This window comes from Paraburkholderia sp. (assembly GCF_035948235.1).
Classification (GTDB): Bacteria; Pseudomonadota; Gammaproteobacteria; order Burkholderiales; family Burkholderiaceae; genus Paraburkholderia.
The window spans coordinates 1-21,885 of record NZ_DASZJJ010000045.1 but is presented as its reverse complement, the minus strand read 5'-3'; the positions used below and the strand labels follow the sequence as shown (position 1 = coordinate 21,885).

Genomic DNA, 21,885 nt, shown 5'->3' with positions numbered 1-21,885 from the left:
CGCCACCCTCGTCGAGCCGTTCTTCGATCCGGCGACGGCCACCGTCACCTACGTCGTGCACTCGGGGCGCGGCTCGGCGTGTGCGATCGTCGATCCGGTGCTGGACTACGATGCGAAATCGGGCCGCACGTCCACGGAGTCGGCGCAGCGCGTGATCGCCTTCGTGCGCGAATACGGCCTCACGGTTCAATGGCTGCTGGAGACCCACGCCCACGCCGATCATCTTTCGGCGGCGCCGTTTCTCAGGCAGCAACTGGGCGGCAGGATCGCCATCGGCGAGCACATCCGTATGGTGCAGGGCGTGTTCGGCAAGGTCTTCAATCTGGGCGGCACGCTGGCCGCCGACGGCAGCGAGTTCGACCATCTCTTCACCGACGAGGAAACCTTCCACGTCGGCCCGCTCGCGGCGCGCGCGATGCACGTGCCCGGCCACACGCCCGCCGATCTCGCCTACCAGATCGGCGACGCCGTGTTCGTGGGCGACACGCTGTTCATGCCCGACGTGGGTTCGGCGCGCTGCGATTTCCCGGGCGGCGACGCGCATGAGCTGTATCGATCGGTGCGCAAGCTGCTCGATCTGCCGGGGCCCACGCGTCTCTTCATGTGCCACGACTACCCGCCCGAGTCGCGCGGCCCGCGCTTCCAGAGCACGGTCAGCGCGCAGCGCGAGAGCAATATCCACCTGAACGACAGCGTGAGCGAGGAAGCCTTCGTGCAGATGCGCGGCGCGCGCGACCGCACCCTCGCCATGCCGAACCTGATCCTGCCGTCGATTCAGGTGAATATCCGCGCGGGCCGCCTGCCCGAGCCCGAGGACAACGGCGTGCGCTACCTGAAAATTCCGCTCGACGCGCTTTGACGAAGCCTTCGATCATGCGTCGGGCGCGCGATAAGCGCCCTGATGCAGATCAGCGTCTGTGACCGCAACGGCCTGCCTTCCGCGCAGGCCGTTTGCTTTTGGTGCGGCGGGAACTGGAGGGAAGCGGCAGGCTTTGTCCGAAATTCGAAAGCATCTGTCCACTCGACTGTCTGCCGACACTCTAGACTGGCTTCATATCGAAACCGATCCAGCGGAGTCCACCATGAAAGCCATCCAGTTCAAGACCTTCGGCAAGCCTGACGTACTCGAACTCGTCGATCTGCCCACGCCCGTGCCCGCCGATGGCCACGCGCTCGTACAGGTGAAAAGCGCGTCGGTGAACCCGAGCGATGTGAAGAACGTGTCGGGCCACTTCGACCACACTGTCCTGCCGCGCGTGCCGGGCCGCGACTTCAGCGGTGTGGTGGTGGCGGGTCCGGACGACTGGATCGGCGCCGAAGTCTGGGGCACCGGCGGCGATATCGGCTTCACGCGCGACGGCACGCACGCCGAATTCATCGAGATCCCGGTAACGGCGCTCGCGCGCAAGCCCAGCACGCTCACGCACGCGCAGGCTGCGTCGATTGGCGTGAATTTCGTGGTGGGGTGGCTGGGTACCGTCGATTACGCGCAACTGGCGGCAGGCGAAACGATCGCCGTGATTGGCGTGTCGGGCGGTGTGGGCGGGGCGGTCACGCAGATCGCCAAGGCGCGCGGCGCGCGTGTGATCGGCGTGGGGCGCGAGGCGCCGGATGCGGATTCGCCAGCGGCGCGGCTGATCGACGCCTTCGTGCCGATGGATGGCGACACCGCCGCCAAAGTGCGCGAACTCACCGGCGGCGCGGGCGCGGACGTGGTCTATGACGCGGTAGGCGGCGTGGCGTTCGAACTGGCGCTGTCGCTGGTCAAGCGTCGTGGCCGCGTGGTCGAGATCAGCGCCACCGGCAAGCGCCGCGTGGAGTTCGACCTGATCGACTTCTATCACAACGAAACCCAGTTGCTGGGCGCCGACAGCGCGAAGCTTGGTGTCGCCGAAGCCGCGCCGATCATGCGCGCGCTGGCGCAAGCCTTCGATGCCGGCCAGTTCGCCGCGCCCGTGGTCGCCGAACGCTTCCCGCTCGAACGCGCCCAGGACGCCTATGCGGCGGTGGCGGCGGGCACGCGCGGGCGCGTCGTGATCGACATCGCCTGAACCGGTCCGGAATTCTGGAGAGCGCCATGAAGGCTTATCTGGTTTCGTTTGCCGTGGGCACGCTCGCAGGCCTGCTTTACAGCGTGCTCGACGTGAAATCGCCCGCGCCGCCCACCATCGCGCTGATCGGCCTCCTGGGCATGCTTGCGGGCGAGCATGCCATCGGCTTCGTGCGCAACTGCATCGCGCATCTGGCGGGGTAATTGGGGATGCTAACTGCGCTCAGGTCTGCGCGCGCACCAGCCGCTCGGGAAAGTGCGTGCGCAGCGTGCGCACGTCGAGCAGGGCGAGATCCTTGTCGAGTTCCAGCGTGACGAGGCTCTTCGTCTGCGCGTCGAGCGCCTTGCGCAGCACGCCCAGGAAGGCGGGCGGCGCGGCCAGCACGAGCGTGCCGTAGCGGCCGTCGTTGCGCGCCTTGGCGAGCGTGGTGGCGACCTGCGCGGCGAATACCGTGGACTCGTGCTCGTGATGGGCGGTATCGGGATCGCTCGACTGGCGGCCCGCCGTCGAGCGCTCGGTACGGCCCGAGCGGTCGCTGACGAGGCTTTGTTCCGGCACGCGGCTTTCCGGATGGAGCAGCGTTTCGATTTCCTCGATGGCGCCCAGCGGATTTTCAGTGGTGAAAATGCGCGCGGTGACGCGATTGGCGACGACGACCCAGATCGACTTCGACATGCTTGCCTCCCTGGCAGTGCTCCGGCCGAACGTCACGACGCAACGCCGTTGCCGAAGCGGTGAGTGGACTCGCGCGGCGCGGCGCGAATCTCAAGGGTAGCGCTTTCGCGGCTCATGCCGGCGCACGGTGCACGCACTTTGTTCCTGGGAGCGCGTCGAGCGCCCCGCGATAAAAGGGGGCGCAAAGCGATAGAAGCAGAAGGGCCGCTCGCGCATCGATCGGGAGCGGTCCTGGTGGCGTCAGGCGCAGCGAAAGGTTACTGCTTACTTCGCCTTGTCCGCCGAATTGGTGATGGCGTTGCCGCCCTTCGAGATATCTTCGCCCGCGCCGGCAATTGTGTTGCACGCGGCGAGCGTGACGGCAAAGAGGGCAAGGGCAAACGCAAGGTAACGCTTCGTGTGGCTCATGTCGGCTCTGCTTATCTAAACATGCGCAATTTTGCACGCTGTCTCACCTCACGGAGAGACGGTTCCTGCCCCGAGTTCCTTACAGGCTCAGACTCGTGATCCGGGTTTTCACCCGTGCTGACAGGCGTAACTTTCGCGAAAGCCTCGCGTAGTGATGGAACGGTCGCCCACTGGGCGAGATTAGCCGCTGCATTTTCGTCACGGTCGTGGGCGGTGCCACATGACGCGCACTGCCACGTTCGAACGTTAAGCGCGAGACTCTTATTGATGCTACCACAGCAACTGCAGCGCTTGCTGCTCGGGAAGAAGCGGTCTACAACGTAGGTCTCGCGGTCGAATCGCTTGAGCTTGTATGTGAGCTGACGCCGGATCTCGTAAAAACCGATGTCCAGAATCGCGCGATTCAATCCAGCCTTCTGCCGTACCCGCTTGCCCGGCTGTTTCGCGGTGCCGCTCGCTGATGCAGTCATGCCTTTCACGGACAAGTCCTCGACCACCGCCGCTTGGGTTTTGCGTGCGATGTCAGTCGTAGTTTTGTGCTGAAAGTCACGACGAATGCACCCGGCCCGATAGTGGGTGGCCGAGAGCATTTGCGATGCCTTCCGTAGATTGTTCGTTTGCGGCAGACGCGTGCCTCTCGGGAAAGCATTGCCTTTCTGACCGAGAGATGCCCTGATCACCTCGACTTTGCGAGACACCTTGCGGCTGCGGATAGTGACACGGCGCGTCATAGCCTTTAGTGGCTGCGGGGTTTGATATCGCGTGCCATCGGAGCATACGATCTCTGCGACGTTCAGGTCGATGCCGATAACCTCATGGCGGGTTTCCCGCATGAGCATCGATACAGGTACGTCAAACTGTACGCTCAAGAACCAGCGCCGCGCTTCCCGAATCACCGTGGCACCCATAATTTTGCCACCGAACCTAGGTGATTCTTTAAGCATCACCGAGCCGATCAATGGCAGCCGTACATCGTGCTCGCCGAGAGTGAACTTGTCGTTGGCCACGTAGAATGAATCGGCACAGCGACCTTTGCGCTTGAACACCGGTGCATTGGCTTGCTTGCCGGCTTTCAGATTGCTAAAGAACTGGTTCCATGCTTTGCCCAATCGCGCGAATGCGTCAGCATGGGCATCGCGGTGAATCTCTTTGAGCCACGGATACTCAGCGTATTTGAGCGAGTTGAACTGCTTTTTAAGGCCCAAGGCCGTGGGCTTTGCGCCCGACGTGTACTGCCGGTTCCATGCGGCGAGTGCCCAGTTCCAGGTGAACCGGTCCGTGCCGCAGGCTCGGCGGAAATAGTCGATCTGCTCGACGTCGGGTGCGAGTTCAATCTTGTGCGCGATCAGCATTGAGCGCTTCCTGCAACTTTCTTTTGTAGTTTCGCAGTCCATCCAGCCGGGCGCTGAAACTGTGCGTAATACTCATCAGGTCCTGAACCATTTCTACTTGCGACGAAAGCCGCTCCTGGTTCAGAACCAGAATATCGCACCCGTGCATCAGTGCATGATGTTCAAACCACTCGTAACCAAAACGTGTAAGCCGGTCTCGGTGTGCAAGTACGAGGGTTCGGATTTGACGGTTGCTGATGTCGTCCATCACTGCCAGAAACTTCTTCCTTTTGAAGTTAAGTCCACCGCCGATTTCTTCAATGAACTCGGCCTCTGCGAACCCCTTCGCTGCCACGAATTCCTCGAGTATCTGGCGCTGATTTGCCAAGTCGCGCTTCTGTGCCACAGAAGAAACCCTGCAATACACAACGACGCGGGTTGCCTCCTGTTTTGACACAAGACCCGCAAACCGGGCGATCTGCGATTCGGAGTACAGTCGTCGGTTCGTAGCTGAGCGCGAGTCCGGTGTCAGTTTCCCCTCGCGATCCCAGCGCTGTAGCGTCTTTGATGTTACGCCCAGACGCTTGGCTGCTTCGGTAACAGATAGTCTACGCTCCATAGTTCACAATAATACACTATTGCGTAGATTGCCCACGCAAGCGACGTGGCTCCATATGACGGGGCCCGGCAATCAGCGCAACGACTACAACGAGAACTTGCCTGAAGCGCACAATGGGGGCGACTGTACGCGGCGTGGACCGGCGCCGTATGCGCAGCGACCCTTAAGTGCGCCGATGCTTGCGCACCACCAGCCATTTCGGCGAGCGGAACCGCACGATGCTCACGTAGAGCCACACGTAAGTGAGCGCAAACACCACCACGAAGCAGAACAGATGCAGCGTGTGACGCCAGAACAGCGTGGCCGGAATCACCGCGATCAGGCACAGCAGCCAGAGATAGGGCGAGGTCAGCGAGTTGCGGCGGGTCAGCTCGCGCGCGGTGCGCGCACCGACGGCCCAGCGCATCAGCCGCTTGTAGACGAGCATGTGCAGGTGCACGCCATCGGGAATGCCGGGCGACATGCCGCGCACGAACTTCTTGCGGTAGATCGAAAAACAGGTCTCGAAGATCGGATACATGAACAGCAGCACCGGATACCACGCCGACACATCGCGATTGCGCATCACCAGCAGGATCGACAGCTCGGCCAGCATGAAGCCGATGAAGTACGCGCCGCCATCGCCCAGAAAGATCAGGCCTGCCGGGAAATTCCACATGAAAAAGCCCAGCACCGCGCCCATCATGATGAACGACGCCGACAGCACGACCGGATCGTGCACCTGGAAGGCCACGTAGGCGAGCGAGGCGAACATCATGAACGCGACCATCGAGGCGAGGCCGTTGAAGCCGTCGATGATGTTGATCGCATTGGCGAGCGCCGCGACCGCGAGCACGGTGATGACGCAGGAAATCGCCGCATAGGAGAGCAGGAAATCGAGCGGCGGCACGCTAATGCGTGTCACCGCGATGCCCAGCAGAAAATACGCGAGCGCGGCGGCCGCCATGGTGCAGACGAGGCGCGCGAGCGGCGAGACTTTCTTGGTCAGATCCTCGACCAGACCGGACGCAAAAGCGGGCATCCCGCACGCGACAATGCCGAGGATGCCGCCGGACACCGCCGGGTACGCGCCGTGCAATTGGGCCGCTGCGACGATCAGCCCCGCCAGGATACCCGTGCCGCCGATGCGCGGCACCGGACGCGCGTGAAATTTCTGCACGCCCGCCAGATCGGAATCGACGGAAAACCTTTCATGCAGATGCGCATAACGCACGATCAGCAGCGTGACCAGCAGTGAGACGATGAAGCCAAGTGCGAAACTAAGCATGAAAGGTAAACGCAGGGCGCAAAAGGGGAATGCGCGATTATACAAAGGCGGCGGGGCGGGCTTGGGACTGTCCTTCAAGGCGCGCGCTTGCCGTGCTGGAAATGTTTAGACAGCGCCAAGCACGAGGCGCCGTTTCGACCCGCCTGGCGCGCATGATAGTATGGCCGCCCGCGCCGTCACGAGTGCCGTCAGAACGCTCATGCGGCCGCGCCAACTTACACGTTCCATGTGACGTCCCATGTTCCGCAATGTCCATGGCGCGCGCATTTCAGAGCCGATGAATCAGGATAACGAACACGCCGATCAGGTATCCCGCGAAGGGCCGGCCGCACACGATGCGGCGCGGCCGCTCGTCTCGATGCTGTTGATCACGTACAACCAGGCTGGCGTGATCGCCGACGCCATCGCCGGTGCGCTCGCGCAGACGTATTCGCCGCTCGAAATCCTGATCTCCGACGATTGCTCGACCGACGCCACCTGGGCCGCCGTCGAAGCCGCCACGCGCGACTATCGCGGCCCGCACCGGCTCGTGCTCAACCGCAACGAACGCAACGCGGGCATCACCGCGCATCTATCGCAACTCGCGGCGATGAGTCATGGCGAACTGCTGGTGGTCACGGCGGGCGACGACATCTCCGTGCCCGAGCGCTGCGCGCGTCTGGTCGAGTGCTGGAACGGCCTTGAGCGGCGCGTCGATCTGATCGCCTCCGATCTTGTCGAGATCGACAGCACCTCGCCGGACGCGGGCCGCATCGCGCCGACCGATCTCGGGCAGTACCGAAATTTCGACGAGTGGGAGCGCGAGCGTCCGTGGGTGGTGGGCGCGTCGCACGCGTGGTCGCGGCGGCTCTTCGAGCGCTTCGGGCCGATGCTGCCCGGCGCCATGGCCGAAGACCAGATCATGACGTTTCGCTCGGTCATGACGGGCGGCGCGTTTAGCCTGCGCGAGCCGCTGGTGCGTTATCGGCGCGGCGGGTTGTCGGGCAAGAAACGCTATCGCACCGTCGAGCAGTTCGTCGCGCGCGTGAAGCTGACGACGGCGTTTGGGCTGGCCGAATCGGAGCAGTTCCAGCGCGATGCGCAGATTGCCGGCGTTGGCGATCAGATGCGCGCGCTGCTCGTGCCCAAACTCGCGCGCGAGTACTACGCGCGCGACGTGTTCGCGAAGCCGGGGCTGGGTGCGAAGTGCGGTGTGCTGCTGGGCGCGAGAGGCGTCAAGCTGGGGTTCAGGCTGCGGATGTTTCTTTATGCGGCGTTTCCGTGCGTGTATCGGCCGTTTTTTTCGCTGCGCAATTTCGTGAAGCGCCGATAGGGCGGCGTTCAACCACCGGGTTTTACGTCGGTTGTCACGTCGAGCAGGATGACGTGGTCCGGCACGTCCAGCGTCATCTTCTGTGGCGCATCGACGCGCATCTGCGGATCGGCGGAAATCGTCGGATCGTAGAGTGCGGCGCTGCGCATGGCGTGATCGAATTCCACCTGGACTTTTACGCTGCCGGCATTGAGCGGTTTGCCCGTCGCGCGATCCCAGAACGGCACTTCGTTCCAGAGTGCGAGCAAAGAGTGGCCGTTGGCTCCAGATAGCAGCAGGCTTCGGCCGGAGGTAGGCATGCCGCTCAATGAATAGGATGGCGAAGCATTGTTTGATGGCCCCGCTGACATGGCCCTCAGGATCGCCGTGAGATTGCGGATTGTACTGGCGGCCGCCTTGGGCGTGTGGTCGTTGCGAAACAGGCCGAAATGCATTTCGCTGTTGGCGTTCTGCGCATCGGGTTTTTCGTCGAGCAGTTCGTAAATATACGTGCGTGTGACGCCAAGGCTTGCTGCGTCGAAGAGGCCGTTGAGGATGCCTTTGGTCTGGCCTGCCTCGTCCACGCCGATACGTTCCCAGCCGGCCTGCGGCATGGTGTAGTAGCCGAATTCCGTGACGACAATCGGCAAGCCGAATTTGCGCAGGCCGTCCAGGCCCCACGCGAACCACATGTCGCCGTTGGCATTCGACGCCGGTTGCTCACCGTTTTGCGGATAGATGTGGACGTTGGCGTCATCGGCTGCGCCGGTGCGCTGACTCACGTGCGCGGCGTTATAGCCTGTCAGGTCGTACACCGGCACGTTGGCAAAACGGGGGTTGCCGCGCACATGCGCGAAGATCGCCTGCTGCGCAGCGAAACCCGCTGCTTCACCCGTGAGGCCGTTGTAGCGCACTGGAAAATTGTCGATTTCGTTGGCACCTTCCACTGCTGCGACGCTGCCGGGCGCCGCCGCGTCGAAAAGATCGAGCTGATGCAGCGAATCGGCGATATTTCCGCGGATAATGAAGGTGAATTTCACGCCTTGCCGGGCGAGCCAGACATAACTCGATAGCGGCGCAGCCAACCCCGGCGTGCCTTCGCGCACGTGGCGCACGCCAAGCCACGCCAGATCGGCGGCGATCTTGTGAACGTCGGCGTAGGCGCTATCGGTATATTCCACGTGCGTATTCACGGCGATGCTGTCGAGAAAGGCATCTGCGCTTTCCATCGGCACGTTCCTGGTTTGCGCGCGGCCGGTGATCGAAGCAATCATCAGCATAGCGAACAAATTTGTCAGACCTACGCGAAGGATCTTGCTGGCCACGTCACCCTCCCTGGGCTTCGCGCCGCGTGATATTGCGTATCGAAGCGAACGAACGTGACAAACGCGCAAAGACCTGCGGCTCACTGCGCGCGGTCCACGCAAGTGCCACAATCGTCGTTGCGATCCAGGCCGTACCCCAAGGCCACGAAAGCGGCGTGAACAGCAGCGTCGCACCGTACGCCACGCCGATAATCAGCGCGGGCATCGCAAGCAGCCGTACGGGCCGCATACCGAGCCTGGCGGCGCCAAACAGCAGAACGCTATCGAGCAGGCACCGCGCACTCCAGGCGAGTGCGGCGCCCAGCACGCCGAAGCTGTGCATCGCCCACCAGAGCAACGCGAAGAAGGGCAGCATCTCATAGGCCTGGAAGCGGGCGACGACGCCGGGGCGCCCGGTTGCCTGCAAATGGCACGCTACGATCGACGCGAGCGAATTGATCCAGACGCCGAGCAGAATCGTTTCGCCAACTGAGGTTGCATGCGACACGAATTCCCGGCCCACCCAAAGCGTGAGAAACGGCTGCATCAAGAACACGCCGAATACGATCATCGGGGTGAGCGCGGCGGCCAGCCCGCGGATCGTGTTTGCCGAAAGTTCGGCGGCGCTAGCCGGGTCCAGCGCCGAAAGGCGCGGAAACAGCGTCCGCGTAAGCACGCTTGGCAAGAGCTTGACCCGTCCGGCGAGATTGAACGGTACCTGATACCACGTCACGGCCTGCGGCCCCAGCGCACTACCGATCATAAGGCGGTCGGCGGTTTCAAGCAGGGGCTGCGCGAGGCTCGTCACGCTGATCCACGCGCCGTACGAGAGCAACTTGCCCACCAGTTTGCGGCGCGGGCCGCCGGCGAAACGCAGCGGGAAAATTCGCCACACCACCACTGCATTGAGCGTGAGCGCGGCGACGCCCGCCACCAGCGTGCCGTACACGAGGTAGTGCAGGCTCGGCCCGAACAATAGCGCCGCGCCCAGTGGCACGAGTTGATACATGAGCGTGACCGGTGTTTGCACGGCATTGAGCGTGCCGAAGCGCTCGCGTCCGATCATCGCGCCATTGAATACGCTAATGAGATTGGAGAGCGGCACCAGGCATGCTACGCAGGGCAGCGCGGGCATCAACTCGGCCGTGAGCGCCGGTCCCATGTCGAATTGACCGATCAGCATGCGCAGCAGCGCGTAGAGGAACAGGCCGCCCGCCACGCCCAGCGAGGCGTTGGTGATCAGTGCCGTCCACAGTACGGATTCGCGTTCGGAAGGCGTGCTCCCTGAAAGTTGCGCGACGCGGTTCGAGGTCGCGGATGAAAGACCCAGATCGAGAAAGCCGAAATAGCCCTGCACCATCCAGACGATGGCGAGTACCCCGTAGCGTGCAGCGCCAATGTGATGAAGATAGATGGGCGTGGTGACGAACGCGATCAACATCGGCAGGATGCCGCCGACGAAATTAAACGTGGCACTGCGTCTGAGGCTGGGCCTGGCGGTCATGATGCATCCATCGCGCCGAGGGCGCGGTGCAGAGCGCGATGGGTTCGCGCTGTTTTAGTCGTGCGGTCCGGTTCACGCTGACGATGGCGCATGCGTCTTGTGCACGATAAAGCGCCAATGTCGCGAGTCTTCATTCTGGACTCGCGAGGCGTGGGTGTTTGTGCGTCGGCGCACGGAGCGCGGCGCCGCTTGAAATTAAATTTTCCTTACGCGGCCTTTCTTGTGCTGCGCACTGGCACTGACCGATATTCGAGCCGTGAATTTGAGTTATGAGGCACTCCATGGATCCTGTCGTCTTCGAGGGCGCGTTTGGCTGGCTGCATCCTGCCGATGGACGCACCGGCGTCGTGCTCTGCAACCCGTTCGGCTATGACGCCCTGTGCACGCATCGAGGCTGGCGCAAGCTGGCTGAGCGTCTTGCGGCCGCGGGCCTGCCGGTGTTGCGCTTCGATTATCCCGGCACCGGCGACGCTGCCGGCAACGAGGATGACCCGTGCCGCGTTGAAACCTGGCTGGGCAGCATTGACGCTGCCGTGCGCCATCTGCGCGAGTGGACGGGTGTTACGCGCGTGGCGCTCGTGGGCCTGCGCCTTGGGGCGACGCTCGCGGCTATCGCCGCGCAACGAATCGGCGATATCGACGATCTCGTGCTGCTCGCGCCGCCCGTGACCGGGCGCCGTTATATCCGCGAGTTGCGTGCGCACCGGCAAAGCTGGCTGAGCACCTCGGCGGGCGTGAGTGCGGCATCGCTCGCCGATGATGGCGCCTATGTCGAAGCGTTCGGATTCGGTTTGCACGGTGACGACATCGCCACGCTTTCGGCGCTTGACCTGATGCGCGCGAACGCAGCGCCCGCGCAGCGGGCGCTGCTGCTCGATTCGAGCGGTGCGAATCAGGCAGCGCTGCTCGCGGCGCATTATGCATCGCTTGGCGTGCAGGTCGAGGAGGGCGGTTTTGAGGAGTCTGATCGTTTTTTTCTCGAAGCGCTCTACAGCACAGAGCCGCGCAACGCTTTTGACCGCGTGAGCGCGTGGCTCGCCAGCGGCCTCGAGCGTGCGCCAGCGACAACCTCGCGCGCGCCGCTCGCTGCCCAGCCGGTTTTGCGACTCGAACGTCATCAGGCCACCGAGCGGCCGGTGCGCTTCGGCCACTGCTTTGGCATTCATTGTGAGCCCGATGTGCCGCGGTCGGGCGCGCCCGCCGTATTGCTCATCAATACCGGGGCGGCCCATCATATCGGCGATGGCCGCATTGCCGTGTTGCTCGCGCGCCGGATGGCCCAGCAGGGCATCGCGTCACTGCGCATGGACGTGGGCGGTTTGGGCGACGCGCAGCCAGGCGCGCTCGAGGTGACGCTCGACGTGCTGTATTCGACCGCGCTGCGCGACGATGCGGCCAGCGGCGCGGACTGGCTTGTGGCACGCGGTCATGCGCGCATCGCCACGTTCGGCGTGTGTGGCGGCGCGTTTGTGGGGCTGCACGCGAGCGCGCTGCATCCGAACATTGTCGCGGCGTACGGCGTAAACCTCCAAAAGTTCACGTGGGACGGTGCGGCGCGTTCGCCCGGCGAGCAGCGCATGGTGTCGTCGAAGACCTATTTGCATGCGTTGTTCAGCGCCGATAAATGGAAGCGTGCACTGCGCGGCCAGACCGACGCGAGTCCGCTGCGCATCGCCTTTGTACTTGCAAAGCGGATCGCGCGCCGTGCGGCGCGCATTTGCGCGCAAGGCGTCGCGGGCCGGATGGGTTGGACCGTGGCGGCCAACGAGGCGTGCGTGCTACTGCAAAGAATCGACACGAAGAAGGTGCAATTGCGCCTCATATACGGCGAGTACGACAGCGGACTGGAGGAAGCCCGGCTACAGTTGGGCACGTCGTTTGCCGCGCTGAAAACGCTGTCGTGCGTGCGTGCGCTGACGCTGCCGAGTCTCGATCATTCGCTTTTCGCGCGTGAGGCGCGCGAGTCGGTGATGGCCGATTTCGAAGCGTGGCTGGACGAAGCCGTTTGCTGCGCGACCAGCGTATCGACGACCGCGACGGCCAGCGCGGAAGACCTCGTGGGTAGCCAGACGGCGCCGTTGGCGGGTGGACCGGGAGTGGTGCACCTCGGAGCGCCGGCGCGCAGTTGACGGGCGTGCAATGAGAAACTGCCTGACGATCGGTCCTCGGCAGTTTCCTTTTCCAGTCGGCAAAACGGGCTACTACACAGGCAAAACAAAGGTTCACCGATAAAACACCGCCGCCGACGCATTGATCGCGCGCACCTCGCCATCGGGCACGCGAGCGTCGATATCGGCGTTCGCTTCCAACGGCACCAGATCGACCGTCACCGGCCGGCCTGGCGCGAGGTGGAACCAGTCGCGGCGCGCGCGATAGTGCGCATCGGCGATATGCACGCAGCGGGCGAAGCGGCGCGCCTCCACCACCACTTGCCAGCCGTGTTCCGTGCGCTGTGGCGTCGCCACGATGCCCAGATCGTGGCGCTCGATCGCGCGCCGCTCGGGCAGATGGAATGCCTCTGAAATCACCGCGCCACTCGCGGGATCGCGCAACGTCACGATCGTCACGTCATGCGCGCGCGGCCCGAAGCGATACGCGTGCGTGAAATCGAAGAAGCGTCCGAGCAGATCGGCGGCGCTCACGCGCTGCACGCTGCGCGGCGCGAGTTCGACGGCGCGCTTGGCCTGCGCAACGCTCACCGCGCCGTCACGCAGGCAGACCAGTTCGAGTTGCAATGCCAGCGTATCGGCGCGCTCGTTGACGAGATGAATGTCGAGCCCGTTGAGGCCTTCGTCGGTGATGACGGCCTGAACGGGATTGAGCACCTGTGCAAGGGCATGCCAGGCGCTCTTGGGCCGCCCGCAGGCGTCGATGGTGCCCCAGCCAGCGCCCGCGCGCAGATCCTGTAACTGCCACACCAGACCGCCGCCGCACGACGAACCCGCGCGCCGCCATTCGCTGAACACATCGATCATCAATTCCGCGACCACGGCGCGCGAAAGATCCAGATAACGCTGCGGATCTTCGTAGCGCACGCTCGAAGGCTCGATACCGAATAGCGCGCGTACATAGTGATCGCGCACGTCGTCGAAATCCCAGCCCGCGCCAGGGTCGCGCGGCACCGCGGTTTTCCAGCGCGGATCGTGCGCGTGGATCGTGCCGAGCGCATCGTGAAGCGTGGCGTCGTCCGGCACGTTGGCGAATGCGAGGCACTCCGAAGCAAAGCGCACCTGGGAACGACGCACGTCATCGAGCGGGCGCTGATACGCGCTCACGCCGTAATAATGCGTGACGCCCGTGCGCGTCGAAAACGGCCAGGTGCCCCCTGACGGCGAATTTGGCACATAAGGGACATCGGGCCGCTCGCGCGCGACGATAGCGGGCAATTGCTGTGTGAAAAGCGCCTGCTCACGCATCTCGGGCGGCAGGCCGAACATCGCGCCTTGCTGATCGGCCTCGCTGCCGCCGCACAATACGGCGAGCGCGGCGTAACGGCGCGTGCGCGCGAGAAACTGCGTGGCTTCCGTTTCCACGGCGGCAGTGAAAGCCGCATCGGTCGGATAGTCGAAATTGGCGAACGCGAAGTCCTGCCACACGAGGATGCCGTAAGCATCCGCGAGCCGGTAGAACGCGTCCGACTCGTAGACCATCGTGCCGCCCACGCGGATCATGTTCATGCCCGCGTCGCGCACAAGCGCGAAGGTGTGTTTGAGTTGCGCCTCGGTGCCCGCGAGCGTGACGAGATCGGCGCTGGTCCAGCAGGCGCCGCGGCAGAACACCGGCGTGCCGTTGATGCGTAGCGCGAAGCCCGCGTCATCGCTGGCATTCAGATTGCGATCGACTTCGATACTGCGAAAGCCCACTTCGCCAAGTGAAATCGTGCGCTGCGCGAGTTGGAGCGTAATAGCGTGACGCGTGGGCTTGCCGTGTGTATGCGGCCACCAGCGCTCGACGTTGGCCGCGCGAAGCGTGCCGCGCAACGTCTGCGCGTCTTGCCAGGCGAGTGCGGTTTCAACGCCGGCGCACCGCAGCGTCGCTTGTTGCGCGCCGTCGTGCGCGTGCACGAAGCGCAGCGTCACCTCGACAACGCCATCGTCGCCGTCCATCGTGGTCGCCATATCGACGTCACGCAACGCATCGGGGGCGTCGCCGAGCAGTTCGACCGGCCGCCATGGCCCCGCCGCATGTACCGATGGACACCAGCCTGGCATATGGCCGAGCAGGGTCGTGCGTACATTGCGCAACGTCGGCGGCGAAACCAGGCGCGGACGCCAGCGTGCCCGTGTGCGCCGCGCGCCGAGCGCTGCGTCGAGCGAACGGAAGCACAGCGCGAGCGTCGCCGCGCCGTGCAATTCAAATTCGACATCATGCGCGACGAACATCGAAGCCGATTCGAGCAGCAGCGTATCGTCGAGCCACACTTCGGCGAGCGAGGCGAGACCCTGAAAACGCAGACGCCGCGTGCCGTGACCCGCCAGCGTCGTGCGATACCAGTGATCCTGCGAAGCGAAGGGCGCAGCGTGTTCGATATCGAGTTTGCCCGCTGCGCGCAAGGCGGAAGCGATCGTGCCCGGCACGGGTGCATCGAGCCATCCGCAAGCGGTCGTGCAGGCATCCAGCGCGGAAGGCATCTCGCACGCACCCGCGAGCGTCGATACACAACGCCACTGCGCATCCAGCGGCACGGGCCACAAGCCCGCTTCGGATTGCGCGGACGAAAGGACAGACGCGGGCGCGCCTTGCGGCACGTCCGCGCCGAGTTCGTTCGAATCGTTGGGCAGATTACGCACGCGTTGTCCCCCGGCGGACGTCTTCAATCATCAAATCTCAAGCCATCAGCGCGGCCAGCGGCTCCAGCGTCTGCGCGTAGTTCGCCTCCAGCACGTCGAAGCAGTCGTCGCAGGTGTCGCGCCGATTGCGCGCCATCGCACGCACGACGCGGAACTGCATCACCATCGCCTCGGAAGCCACCTTCTGCGCCGCCGTTGCGATCTCATGCGGAACCGCCACACCGTTCGCATCGAGCCACAGCAGATACTTCGACAGAAACTCGAAGTTCGCACCGAGCTGCCGCATCAGGTTGAACGAGTAAGGATGAAAGAACTTCTCCCCACGTTCGAGCAGCATGTCGAGCTGGGTTGGAAACACCGTGCGCCATTCCGTGACCGGATTGCGTGCAGGGCGACGCGAAAGATGCGCGCGCAACAATTCGGCGGACCCTTGCGCGAGCGCCTCGCCTTCGAGCGGCGCTCGCACGCGCTTGGCGAACTCCACATACGGAAACAGCAGATCGGCTTGCCCTTCGAAGCGCGGCAGCTTGCGGAATACGCCGTCGTAGTCTTCGCCGTCGAGCGTGTGATAGCCCGTGTTATGGAAATAACCAAGGCGCTTGCCCGCCGGGTCGATGAAGTCGATACCCACGCTGGTTTTCGGATGCTCGCGGCGATACGAGGTCGCGCGCGTGTTCGGCAGATAGAAGCCATCCACCTCTACGAGCACGGTGTGGCCGCGCTGCGTCTGCGCGAGCACGCGGTCTTCGAGCGAGTCGTAGATCGCCAGCTCCGTCACCTGGGTGCCGTAGAGCTTTTCGATGTCTTCGAGCGGGAACTTGAAGAACGTGAACTGATCGCCCTCGAAATCCTGCGTCACCGTGAAGGCGAGCGCCGCGCGCGGATCGAAGCCCATGCCGTGCAACAGCTCGATCCACAGATCGACGTAGCAGTTGGTCTCCACCCACACGCGCTCGCCCTGGTGCAGCGCATGCGATTCGTGCTTGCGCGGCACCGCCGGGCTTCGGACCTCGGTGACCGCGGCGTTGGCGGTCGGCGCGTTCATACGTTCATCTCCGCGAGGCCGCGTTCAACGCATGCCTGGGTGTCGCCCCACAGCAGCGCGCGCACGTCGTCGGGCCACGCATTGACATCCAGACCGTGATGGCGGAACAGCGCCAGCGTGATGCGCTCCATGCCGAAGCCCACGCAACCCGTATGCGCGGTGCTGCCGTCCTCGCATTCGATCTTCCAGATTGCGCCGAAGTGATCCATGTGATAGTTGAACGACAGACATGCCGTCTTGCTATCGGGATTCGCGACCGGAATCAGCAGTTCGAACTTGAGCGCCTGAGCGCGCTGGCTGTCCGCGACGATCTTGCCGCCGCGTCCGAAGAACGGATCGTTGGCCAGGTCGACATCGACCGGCAGCGCCAGCAGCGACACCAGCAGCGAGCCGCGATCGATCCACATCTGGCGGAACGCCATCACCTGCTCGGGGTTGCCCAGGCGCACGTATTCGCGCTGGCGGAACATCTGCATGCGGGCGGGGTCGAGCGAGGGCTCGTGACGGAAGCAGTACGAGAGCACGTCGATGGTGCGGCCAATGGCGGGCAGCGGGCCGCGTCGCGCCATCACCGGATAGATCGGATAGCAGGCCGCCGGCGTGAGCACCACGCGCGTGGGCTTTTGCTGCTCCATCCAGGCCGTATCGCGGTCGTCGTCGCTCTTTTCCATCGCGTCGTCGAGGCAGCGCAGCAGGCGCATCTGGCCCGACTCGTTGCCGCAGAACGAATGGATCGTGCCGGCCAGTTGCGGGAAGTTCTTGAGGTACTCGCTGTCTTCGAAGTCGGTGCGGCGCATCGCTGGAGGAAAGCGCAGTACTTCGGGGTCCTGATCGGCGCCGAGATGCGTGATCGCCACGTTCAGGCGATCGACCACGTCCTCAAAGACCTGGCTGCGGCCGTAGAGGCCGTTTTCGCCGGTGTCGATCAACAGGCCGCTGGCGATCAGTTCGTCGCGGAAGGTTGGCGCGGGCGTTTCGCTGCCTGAGGCGGCCTGCAGCGCGGCGGTTTCGGTCATCGTGTTCATGTCAGGCTCTCCCCGGGCCGGTCGGCCGTTGCGCAAGCAGCAGGCTCGCGGTGTTCTGGGCGATACGGTCGTTGTTGATCATGAGCGGCGCCGAGTGCAGGTCGCGCAGATGGCGGCCCACGCTGTATTCAGTGCCGTTTTTGTAGCCGGCCATGCCGCAGATCATCAGCACCTCCTGGACGACGAGCAGCGCCGTTGCGGAAATGCTGGTCTTGAGCGTGTTCATGTCCGACGCGTAGTGCAGTTGCGCGGAAAGCGGCGTGTCGGCGCTGCAGCCCGCGGCGCGCGCGAGATGCGCGGCGTGCGCAGCATCGAGCGCCACCTTCAGGCGCGCCTGCATCATCTGCAGCAGGCCCACGGCTTCGGCCAGACGCATGCCGGCGGGCGGCACGGAGCCGGGCTTGGCGCGTGCCTGGGCGCGGAAGAACGCCTTGGCGCGATTGACGGCGTCGCTCGCCACGCCGGTCCACACGGCGGCCCACAGCGTGTGCGAGACGGGCAGCATGGTCTGGTCGGCGATTTCGGCAAAGGGCGTGGGCAGGATCTGCTGGGCGCTGCCCTGCGCGACGAGCCGGAAGCCCTCGCTGCAGGTGCCGCGCATGCCCATCGAATCCCACGTGCCGCGCTTTTCGAGTTCGAGGTCGTCAAGCAGCGTGACGATCAGCACCTGATCCGAGGCGGGCGATTCGGCGGTGCGCCGCGCGGTGACGAGGATGCCGTCCGCGTGCGCGCCGTAGGAGATCGTCGGCGCCATCTTTTCGATCTTGAAGCACCCGTCCTTCACGTCGACCGCGCAGGCGCTCGTGCGCATGCTGCCGCCGATGTTTTCTTCGGACGTGGCCGATGCAAGCAGCCATTGGTGCGCGACGAGTTGCGTGAGCACGTACTGATGCCAGGACATGTCCGCGCCATGCTCCAGGATGCAGGCCACCTGGATCTGGTGCATCGCGTAGATCATCGCGGTTGACGCGCAGCCGTGCGCGAGCGTCTCGCACAGCGTGGCGATTTCCGCGAGCGACAGGCCCGGGCCGCCGAATTGCGGCGGCACCATCACGGAGAGCAGGCGTTCGGCCTTGAGCGCATCGAACGCTTCGACGGGAAAGCGTGCGTTGCGGTCGACGTGATCGGCATGTTGAGCGGCGATCACGGCGACGCGCTGTGCCGCTGCGCGCCAGTGTGCTCCCGTGTCGATTACCTGGGAATCCACACTATCCACACTGCTGGCCTCGGCTAGCGCACGACGTTCCGGCTCGACGGCCGCGTCGGTGAGCGGGGCGTTCATGCTGCCGCCTTCGCCTGTTGCAGCTCGGTCACGGCGGCAGCAAGCGAGTCGATGCTTGAAAACAGGCGCCGCGTGAGCATGCGGTCCGGAATTTCGATGCCGAATTCGTCTTCGATCGCCAGCATCAGATGCACGGTCGCCAGTGAAGAAAGGCCCGCGGCGTAGAGATCGGCGTCGTCGGCAAGCGTATCGGCTGGCACGTCAAGACGGGCCGATTCGGAAAGGATGCGTCGCAGTGCGGTTTTCATGGAAAGGTGCCCCCTCATGTGAATAGCGCTTCGGTTCGTGCGCGGTTTCGACGGTCCATGCCAGAGTGCGTGAGTCACGCGGCAGTTGTGCGTATTAAACAGATCACCCGCTGTAAGCGTCCGTGCGGCAGCGCACCCAGATGCGAAGCCAGACGCGAACCCAGATGCGCTTTCGCCACGCGTCGTGGCGCGCTGGTGCGATCGCGTTGCCGGTAAGCGTGAGAATGCGCTTGAAGTGCCAAAAAAGTGTGTGTGCGTGCGTACAGATGCCGCGAATGCCCTGCGTTCAAATGATCGCAATGGCTGCTGCTATCCGTTGCTATTGGCCGCTATCCGTCGCGCACGAAAGGGAGGGGACGTCATGAACGCACATGGACTCGCCATGAGCGAAGCTGTATTGCCGGAGGTGCAGCGCGTGGACGCCACGCCGGCGCCGCCTCGGTTCGACGAGCGGCTTTTACGCACGGCGCTCGGGCGGTTCGCCACGGGTGTCGTGGTGATCTCGACGGGTAGCGGCGACACGTTGCATGCGATGACGGCTAACGCGTTCATGTCGGGCTCGCTGCGGCCGCCGCTCGTGGTTGTGTCGGTCGGCCATCGCGCGCGCATGCATGAGCGTCTGATGCACACCGAACGCTTCGGTGTGAGCGTGCTCTCGGATGAGCAGGAGCCACACAGCCGGCATTTCGCGGGCGAGCCGCAAAGCTGGCTAGCGCCGCGTTTCACCGAGGTCGATGGGCTGGAAGGCGTCGAACTGCTGGAGCGGGCGGTGGCTCGATTCGCCTTGCGCATGAGCGAGCGCCACGCGTGCGGCGATCACACGCTGTTTGTGGGTGAGGTGCTGGCGTTCTCGCTGGATGAACGCGCGCCGCTGGTGTTTTTCGGCGGCCGCTATGCGGCCGTGGCGCAGGGGCAATGAGAGCCGCCGCCAGCGGGCATTAGCCGCCATCTCTCGCCGCCGCAGAGGAGGACGCCATACGCTTGAAGACGAAGCGTGGCGTCGAGCGGATCGCGAGCATGATCGCGATCCAGAACCACGGCGTATAAAGCGTGTCCTTACCGCGCGCGACGGCGCGCACGATATCCCCGGCGACCCGCGCGGGCGAGGCTACCAGCATGCCGGATCGCGCAATGCCCGCCGTAAGCGGCGTGGCGACGAAACCCGGCTTTATCGTGAGAACGCGCACATTGGCCCTGAAAAGCCGCGCGCGCAATCCTTCGCAGAAAGTGGTCACGGCCGCCTTGGCTGCGCCGTAGACATAGTTCGAGGCGTGGCCGCGCTCGCCTGCCACCGAGGAAATGACTGCAAGCGTGCCGCTGCCCTGTACTTCGAGGATCGGCGCAATGAGCGTGAGCAAGGCGATGGTCGAGAGCGCATTGGTCGTGAATTCGCTTACGGTGACGTTCACGTCACGCTCGCACAGCGTTTGATCGGCGAGCGTGCCATGCGCGATCAGCACTATGTCGAGGGAACCGAGAGCCGATCGGGCGGCGCTTAGCAGCGCGCTGTGTTGCGCGCGATTGTTGATGTCGAACTTGCGCGTGTGTATTTCCTGCGCGCCACGAACCCGCAGATCCTGTGCGACTGCCTTCAGGCGCGTTGTCTGGCGGCCCGCCAGAAAGAGGCGTGCGCCCTGCACGGCCCAGCGCTGTGCACACGCGGAGGCGATCGCCGACGAGGCGCCAATGATCAGAATATTCTTCATGACTCGGTGATTCGTTTCCAGAAGCGAGACATCAGCGCAGGGTCGCGATGGCGCTCGAGTTCCTGCCACGCGGGATAGGCCGAACGGAAATGGTTGCGATTCATCTGCGCATGCGTGGCTGGAAACTGGCGTCCGCGTGCTTCCGCGACGATCGCCGCGAGTCGCGCGAATAGCGCCGTGTTGTGCCGCGCGTCCTGCGCAAAGTTCAGCGTGAGTGAGACGCCGCGCATCGGAAACGACAGCAGTCCCGGCGAAGCCAGCGCGCCGCAGCGCTCGAGCACGGCCAGATACGAGCCGCTGCCTCCTGCGGCAATGGTTTGCAGGATCGCTTGCAGCGCGTCTCGCGCGCTCGCCTCGGGAAGTACGTATTGATGCTGCTGGTAAGCGCGATTGCCATTGTGGCGAGTCCCGTTGCGAAGCTTGTCGAGCGGGGAGAGAAAGCTGGCGGGGTCGACCCGCGCGAGTTCGATGCCGCGCCGCTGACGCCAATAGTAAAGCGCGTTGAATGTGCGCATGGCGAGGCCATGGTTGGGCACTATTGCTGGCGGCGCAAACGGCAGCCCGCGCGTGCGCTGCGCGGGCAGCGAGAGATCGCCGTCGGTCGAGTGATTGCCGCTTACATAAATACCGCGGCCAGGCGCGTTGCCGCGTGCAAGACAGTCGACCCAGGCCGCGCCGTATTCATGGGTGGATGCACGCCCACGCGAGAGCGCGAGGAAGTCGTCCAGATTGCCAAAGCGCATGCGCGTCACGTTCAGATGACTCGAGCGCACCGCCATGAGCTGGATTTCGACCCACTCGATCACGCCGGTGAGACCAAGACCGGCGATGGTGGCGCTAAAAAGATCGGGCTGATCGTCGGCCGCGCATTCGATGGCGGGGCGATCCGAGCGCAGCAGCGAAAAGCGCCGCACATGACGCCCGAATGTGCCGCGCAGTTGATGGTTCCTGCCATGCACATCATTGGCCAACGCGCCGCCGAGCGTCGCGAGTTGCGTACCCGGAATGACCGGCAGCATCCAGCCACGCGGCAGCGTGATCGCGATGAGCTCGCCCAACGTCATGCCCGCTTCCGCGCGCACGATGCCCTGTTCCCAGTCCGCGTCGATGAAACGTGCGAGGCCGTGCAGCGGCAGAACATGCCCGCTGGCCGAGAGACTGCTGTCCGCGGAGCCTCGCGCGCCGCCGCACGGCAGCGTGGTGCCCGCGCTCGCTCGCGCGTCCAGCAGCCGCGCCCGCACGGTATCGCGCCAGACCAGCGGTTCATTCGATTGGGGCGCACGCGGAGGACATTCCCACGATTGCAGCTTGGACGCGCTCATGGACGGCCTGGCAGAGG

20 protein-coding genes are annotated in these 21,885 nt (G+C 64.2%); 6 read left to right on the top strand and 14 right to left on the bottom strand.

What is annotated here, in order from left to right; all coding sequences use genetic code 11:
• The 3 genes from VG320_RS02820 to VG320_RS02810 form a co-directional block, all read left to right on the top strand.
• On the top strand, window positions 1-859 hold an 859-nt coding region (locus VG320_RS02820; RefSeq protein ID WP_327198640.1), incomplete at its 5' end, for an MBL fold metallo-hydrolase.
• Window positions 860-1,082: 223 nt separating this feature from the next.
• The gene (locus tag VG320_RS02815; RefSeq protein WP_327198639.1) at window positions 1,083-2,051 is read left to right on the top strand and encodes a zinc-binding alcohol dehydrogenase family protein; all 969 of its coding nucleotides are present in this window, start codon (window positions 1,083-1,085) and stop codon (window positions 2,049-2,051) included.
• A gap of 26 nt (window positions 2,052-2,077) precedes the next feature.
• A complete protein-coding gene (locus VG320_RS02810; RefSeq protein WP_327198638.1) occupies window positions 2,078-2,254 on the top strand; it encodes a DUF1427 family protein in 177 nt (58 codons plus the stop codon).
• A 19-nt stretch (window positions 2,255-2,273) separates the two neighbouring features.
• On the opposite strand, the gene VG320_RS02805 is transcribed toward VG320_RS02810, so the two are convergent.
• The 5 genes from VG320_RS02805 to VG320_RS02785 form a co-directional block, all read right to left on the bottom strand.
• Window positions 2,274-2,726: a host attachment protein gene (locus VG320_RS02805; RefSeq protein WP_327198637.1), complete on the bottom strand. Its 453-nt coding sequence runs from the start codon at window positions 2,724-2,726 to the stop codon at window positions 2,274-2,276.
• A 264-nt stretch (window positions 2,727-2,990) separates the two neighbouring features.
• Window positions 2,991-3,134 (bottom strand): entericidin A/B family lipoprotein, encoded by a 144-nt coding sequence (locus VG320_RS02800; RefSeq protein ID WP_327198636.1) that lies wholly within the window; start codon window positions 3,132-3,134, stop codon window positions 2,991-2,993.
• Window positions 3,135-3,145: 11 nt separating this feature from the next.
• Window positions 3,146-4,486: a transposase gene (locus VG320_RS02795; protein WP_327198635.1), complete on the bottom strand. Its 1,341-nt coding sequence runs from the start codon at window positions 4,484-4,486 to the stop codon at window positions 3,146-3,148.
• Window positions 4,464-5,084: an IS607 family transposase gene (locus VG320_RS02790; RefSeq protein ID WP_327198634.1), complete on the bottom strand. Its 621-nt coding sequence runs from the start codon at window positions 5,082-5,084 to the stop codon at window positions 4,464-4,466. Before VG320_RS02790 ends, VG320_RS02795 begins: the two co-directional genes overlap by 23 nt.
• Before the next feature lie 163 nt (window positions 5,085-5,247).
• On the bottom strand, window positions 5,248-6,351 hold the full coding sequence (locus VG320_RS02785) for a glycosyltransferase (protein WP_327198633.1): 1,104 nt from the start codon (window positions 6,349-6,351) through the stop codon (window positions 5,248-5,250).
• A gap of 238 nt (window positions 6,352-6,589) precedes the next feature.
• Here VG320_RS02785 and VG320_RS02780 point away from each other — a divergent pair, with 238 nt between their 5' ends.
• Entirely contained in the window at window positions 6,590-7,663 is a 1,074-nt protein-coding gene (locus VG320_RS02780) for a glycosyltransferase family 2 protein (RefSeq protein ID WP_327198632.1), read from the top strand.
• Window positions 7,664-7,671: 8 nt separating this feature from the next.
• Here the strand turns inward: VG320_RS02780 and VG320_RS02775 are convergent, their stop codons facing one another.
• On the bottom strand, window positions 7,672-8,871 hold the full coding sequence (locus VG320_RS02775; protein ID WP_327198631.1) for a calcium-binding protein: 1,200 nt from the start codon (window positions 8,869-8,871) through the stop codon (window positions 7,672-7,674).
• Window positions 8,872-8,968: 97 nt separating this feature from the next.
• Window positions 8,969-10,450: a flippase gene (locus VG320_RS02770; protein ID WP_327198630.1), complete on the bottom strand. Its 1,482-nt coding sequence runs from the start codon at window positions 10,448-10,450 to the stop codon at window positions 8,969-8,971.
• Window positions 10,451-10,731: 281 nt separating this feature from the next.
• Here VG320_RS02770 and VG320_RS02765 point away from each other — a divergent pair, with 281 nt between their 5' ends.
• Entirely contained in the window at window positions 10,732-12,579 is a 1,848-nt protein-coding gene (locus VG320_RS02765) for a serine aminopeptidase domain-containing protein (RefSeq protein ID WP_327198629.1), read from the top strand.
• A 93-nt stretch (window positions 12,580-12,672) separates the two neighbouring features.
• On the opposite strand, the gene VG320_RS02760 is transcribed toward VG320_RS02765, so the two are convergent.
• The 5 genes from VG320_RS02760 to VG320_RS02740 all read right to left on the bottom strand — a co-directional run bounded on the left by VG320_RS02760 (window position 12,673) and on the right by VG320_RS02740 (window position 18,840).
• The gene (locus VG320_RS02760) at window positions 12,673-15,198 is read right to left on the bottom strand and encodes a glycosyl hydrolase 2 galactose-binding domain-containing protein (RefSeq protein WP_327198643.1); all 2,526 of its coding nucleotides are present in this window, start codon (window positions 15,196-15,198) and stop codon (window positions 12,673-12,675) included.
• Between the two features lie 79 nt (window positions 15,199-15,277).
• The gene (locus VG320_RS02755; protein ID WP_327198628.1) at window positions 15,278-16,285 is read right to left on the bottom strand and encodes a DUF1839 family protein; all 1,008 of its coding nucleotides are present in this window, start codon (window positions 16,283-16,285) and stop codon (window positions 15,278-15,280) included.
• Window positions 16,282-17,310 (bottom strand): amino acid--[acyl-carrier-protein] ligase, encoded by a 1,029-nt coding sequence (locus VG320_RS02750; protein WP_327198627.1) that lies wholly within the window; start codon window positions 17,308-17,310, stop codon window positions 16,282-16,284. Before VG320_RS02750 ends, VG320_RS02755 begins: the two co-directional genes overlap by 4 nt.
• Before the next feature lies 1 nt (window position 17,311).
• Entirely contained in the window at window positions 17,312-18,592 is a 1,281-nt protein-coding gene (locus tag VG320_RS02745; protein WP_327198626.1) for an acyl-CoA dehydrogenase family protein, read from the bottom strand.
• On the bottom strand, window positions 18,589-18,840 hold the full coding sequence (locus VG320_RS02740) for an acyl carrier protein (RefSeq protein WP_028220982.1): 252 nt from the start codon (window positions 18,838-18,840) through the stop codon (window positions 18,589-18,591). The genes VG320_RS02745 and VG320_RS02740 overlap by 4 nt, the downstream gene beginning before the upstream one ends.
• A gap of 382 nt (window positions 18,841-19,222) precedes the next feature.
• On the opposite strand from VG320_RS02740, the gene VG320_RS02735 reads away from it, so the two are divergent.
• Window positions 19,223-19,759: a flavin reductase family protein gene (locus tag VG320_RS02735; RefSeq protein ID WP_327198642.1), complete on the top strand. Its 537-nt coding sequence runs from the start codon at window positions 19,223-19,225 to the stop codon at window positions 19,757-19,759.
• 19 nt (window positions 19,760-19,778) lie between these two features.
• Here VG320_RS02735 and VG320_RS02730 read toward each other — a convergent pair whose 3' ends face one another.
• Entirely contained in the window at window positions 19,779-20,546 is a 768-nt protein-coding gene (locus VG320_RS02730; RefSeq protein WP_327198625.1) for an SDR family oxidoreductase, read from the bottom strand.
• Entirely contained in the window at window positions 20,543-21,868 is a 1,326-nt protein-coding gene (locus tag VG320_RS02725; protein WP_327198641.1) for an FAD-binding oxidoreductase, read from the bottom strand. Before VG320_RS02725 ends, VG320_RS02730 begins: the two co-directional genes overlap by 4 nt.
• Window positions 21,869-21,885: the final 17 nt, after the last annotated feature.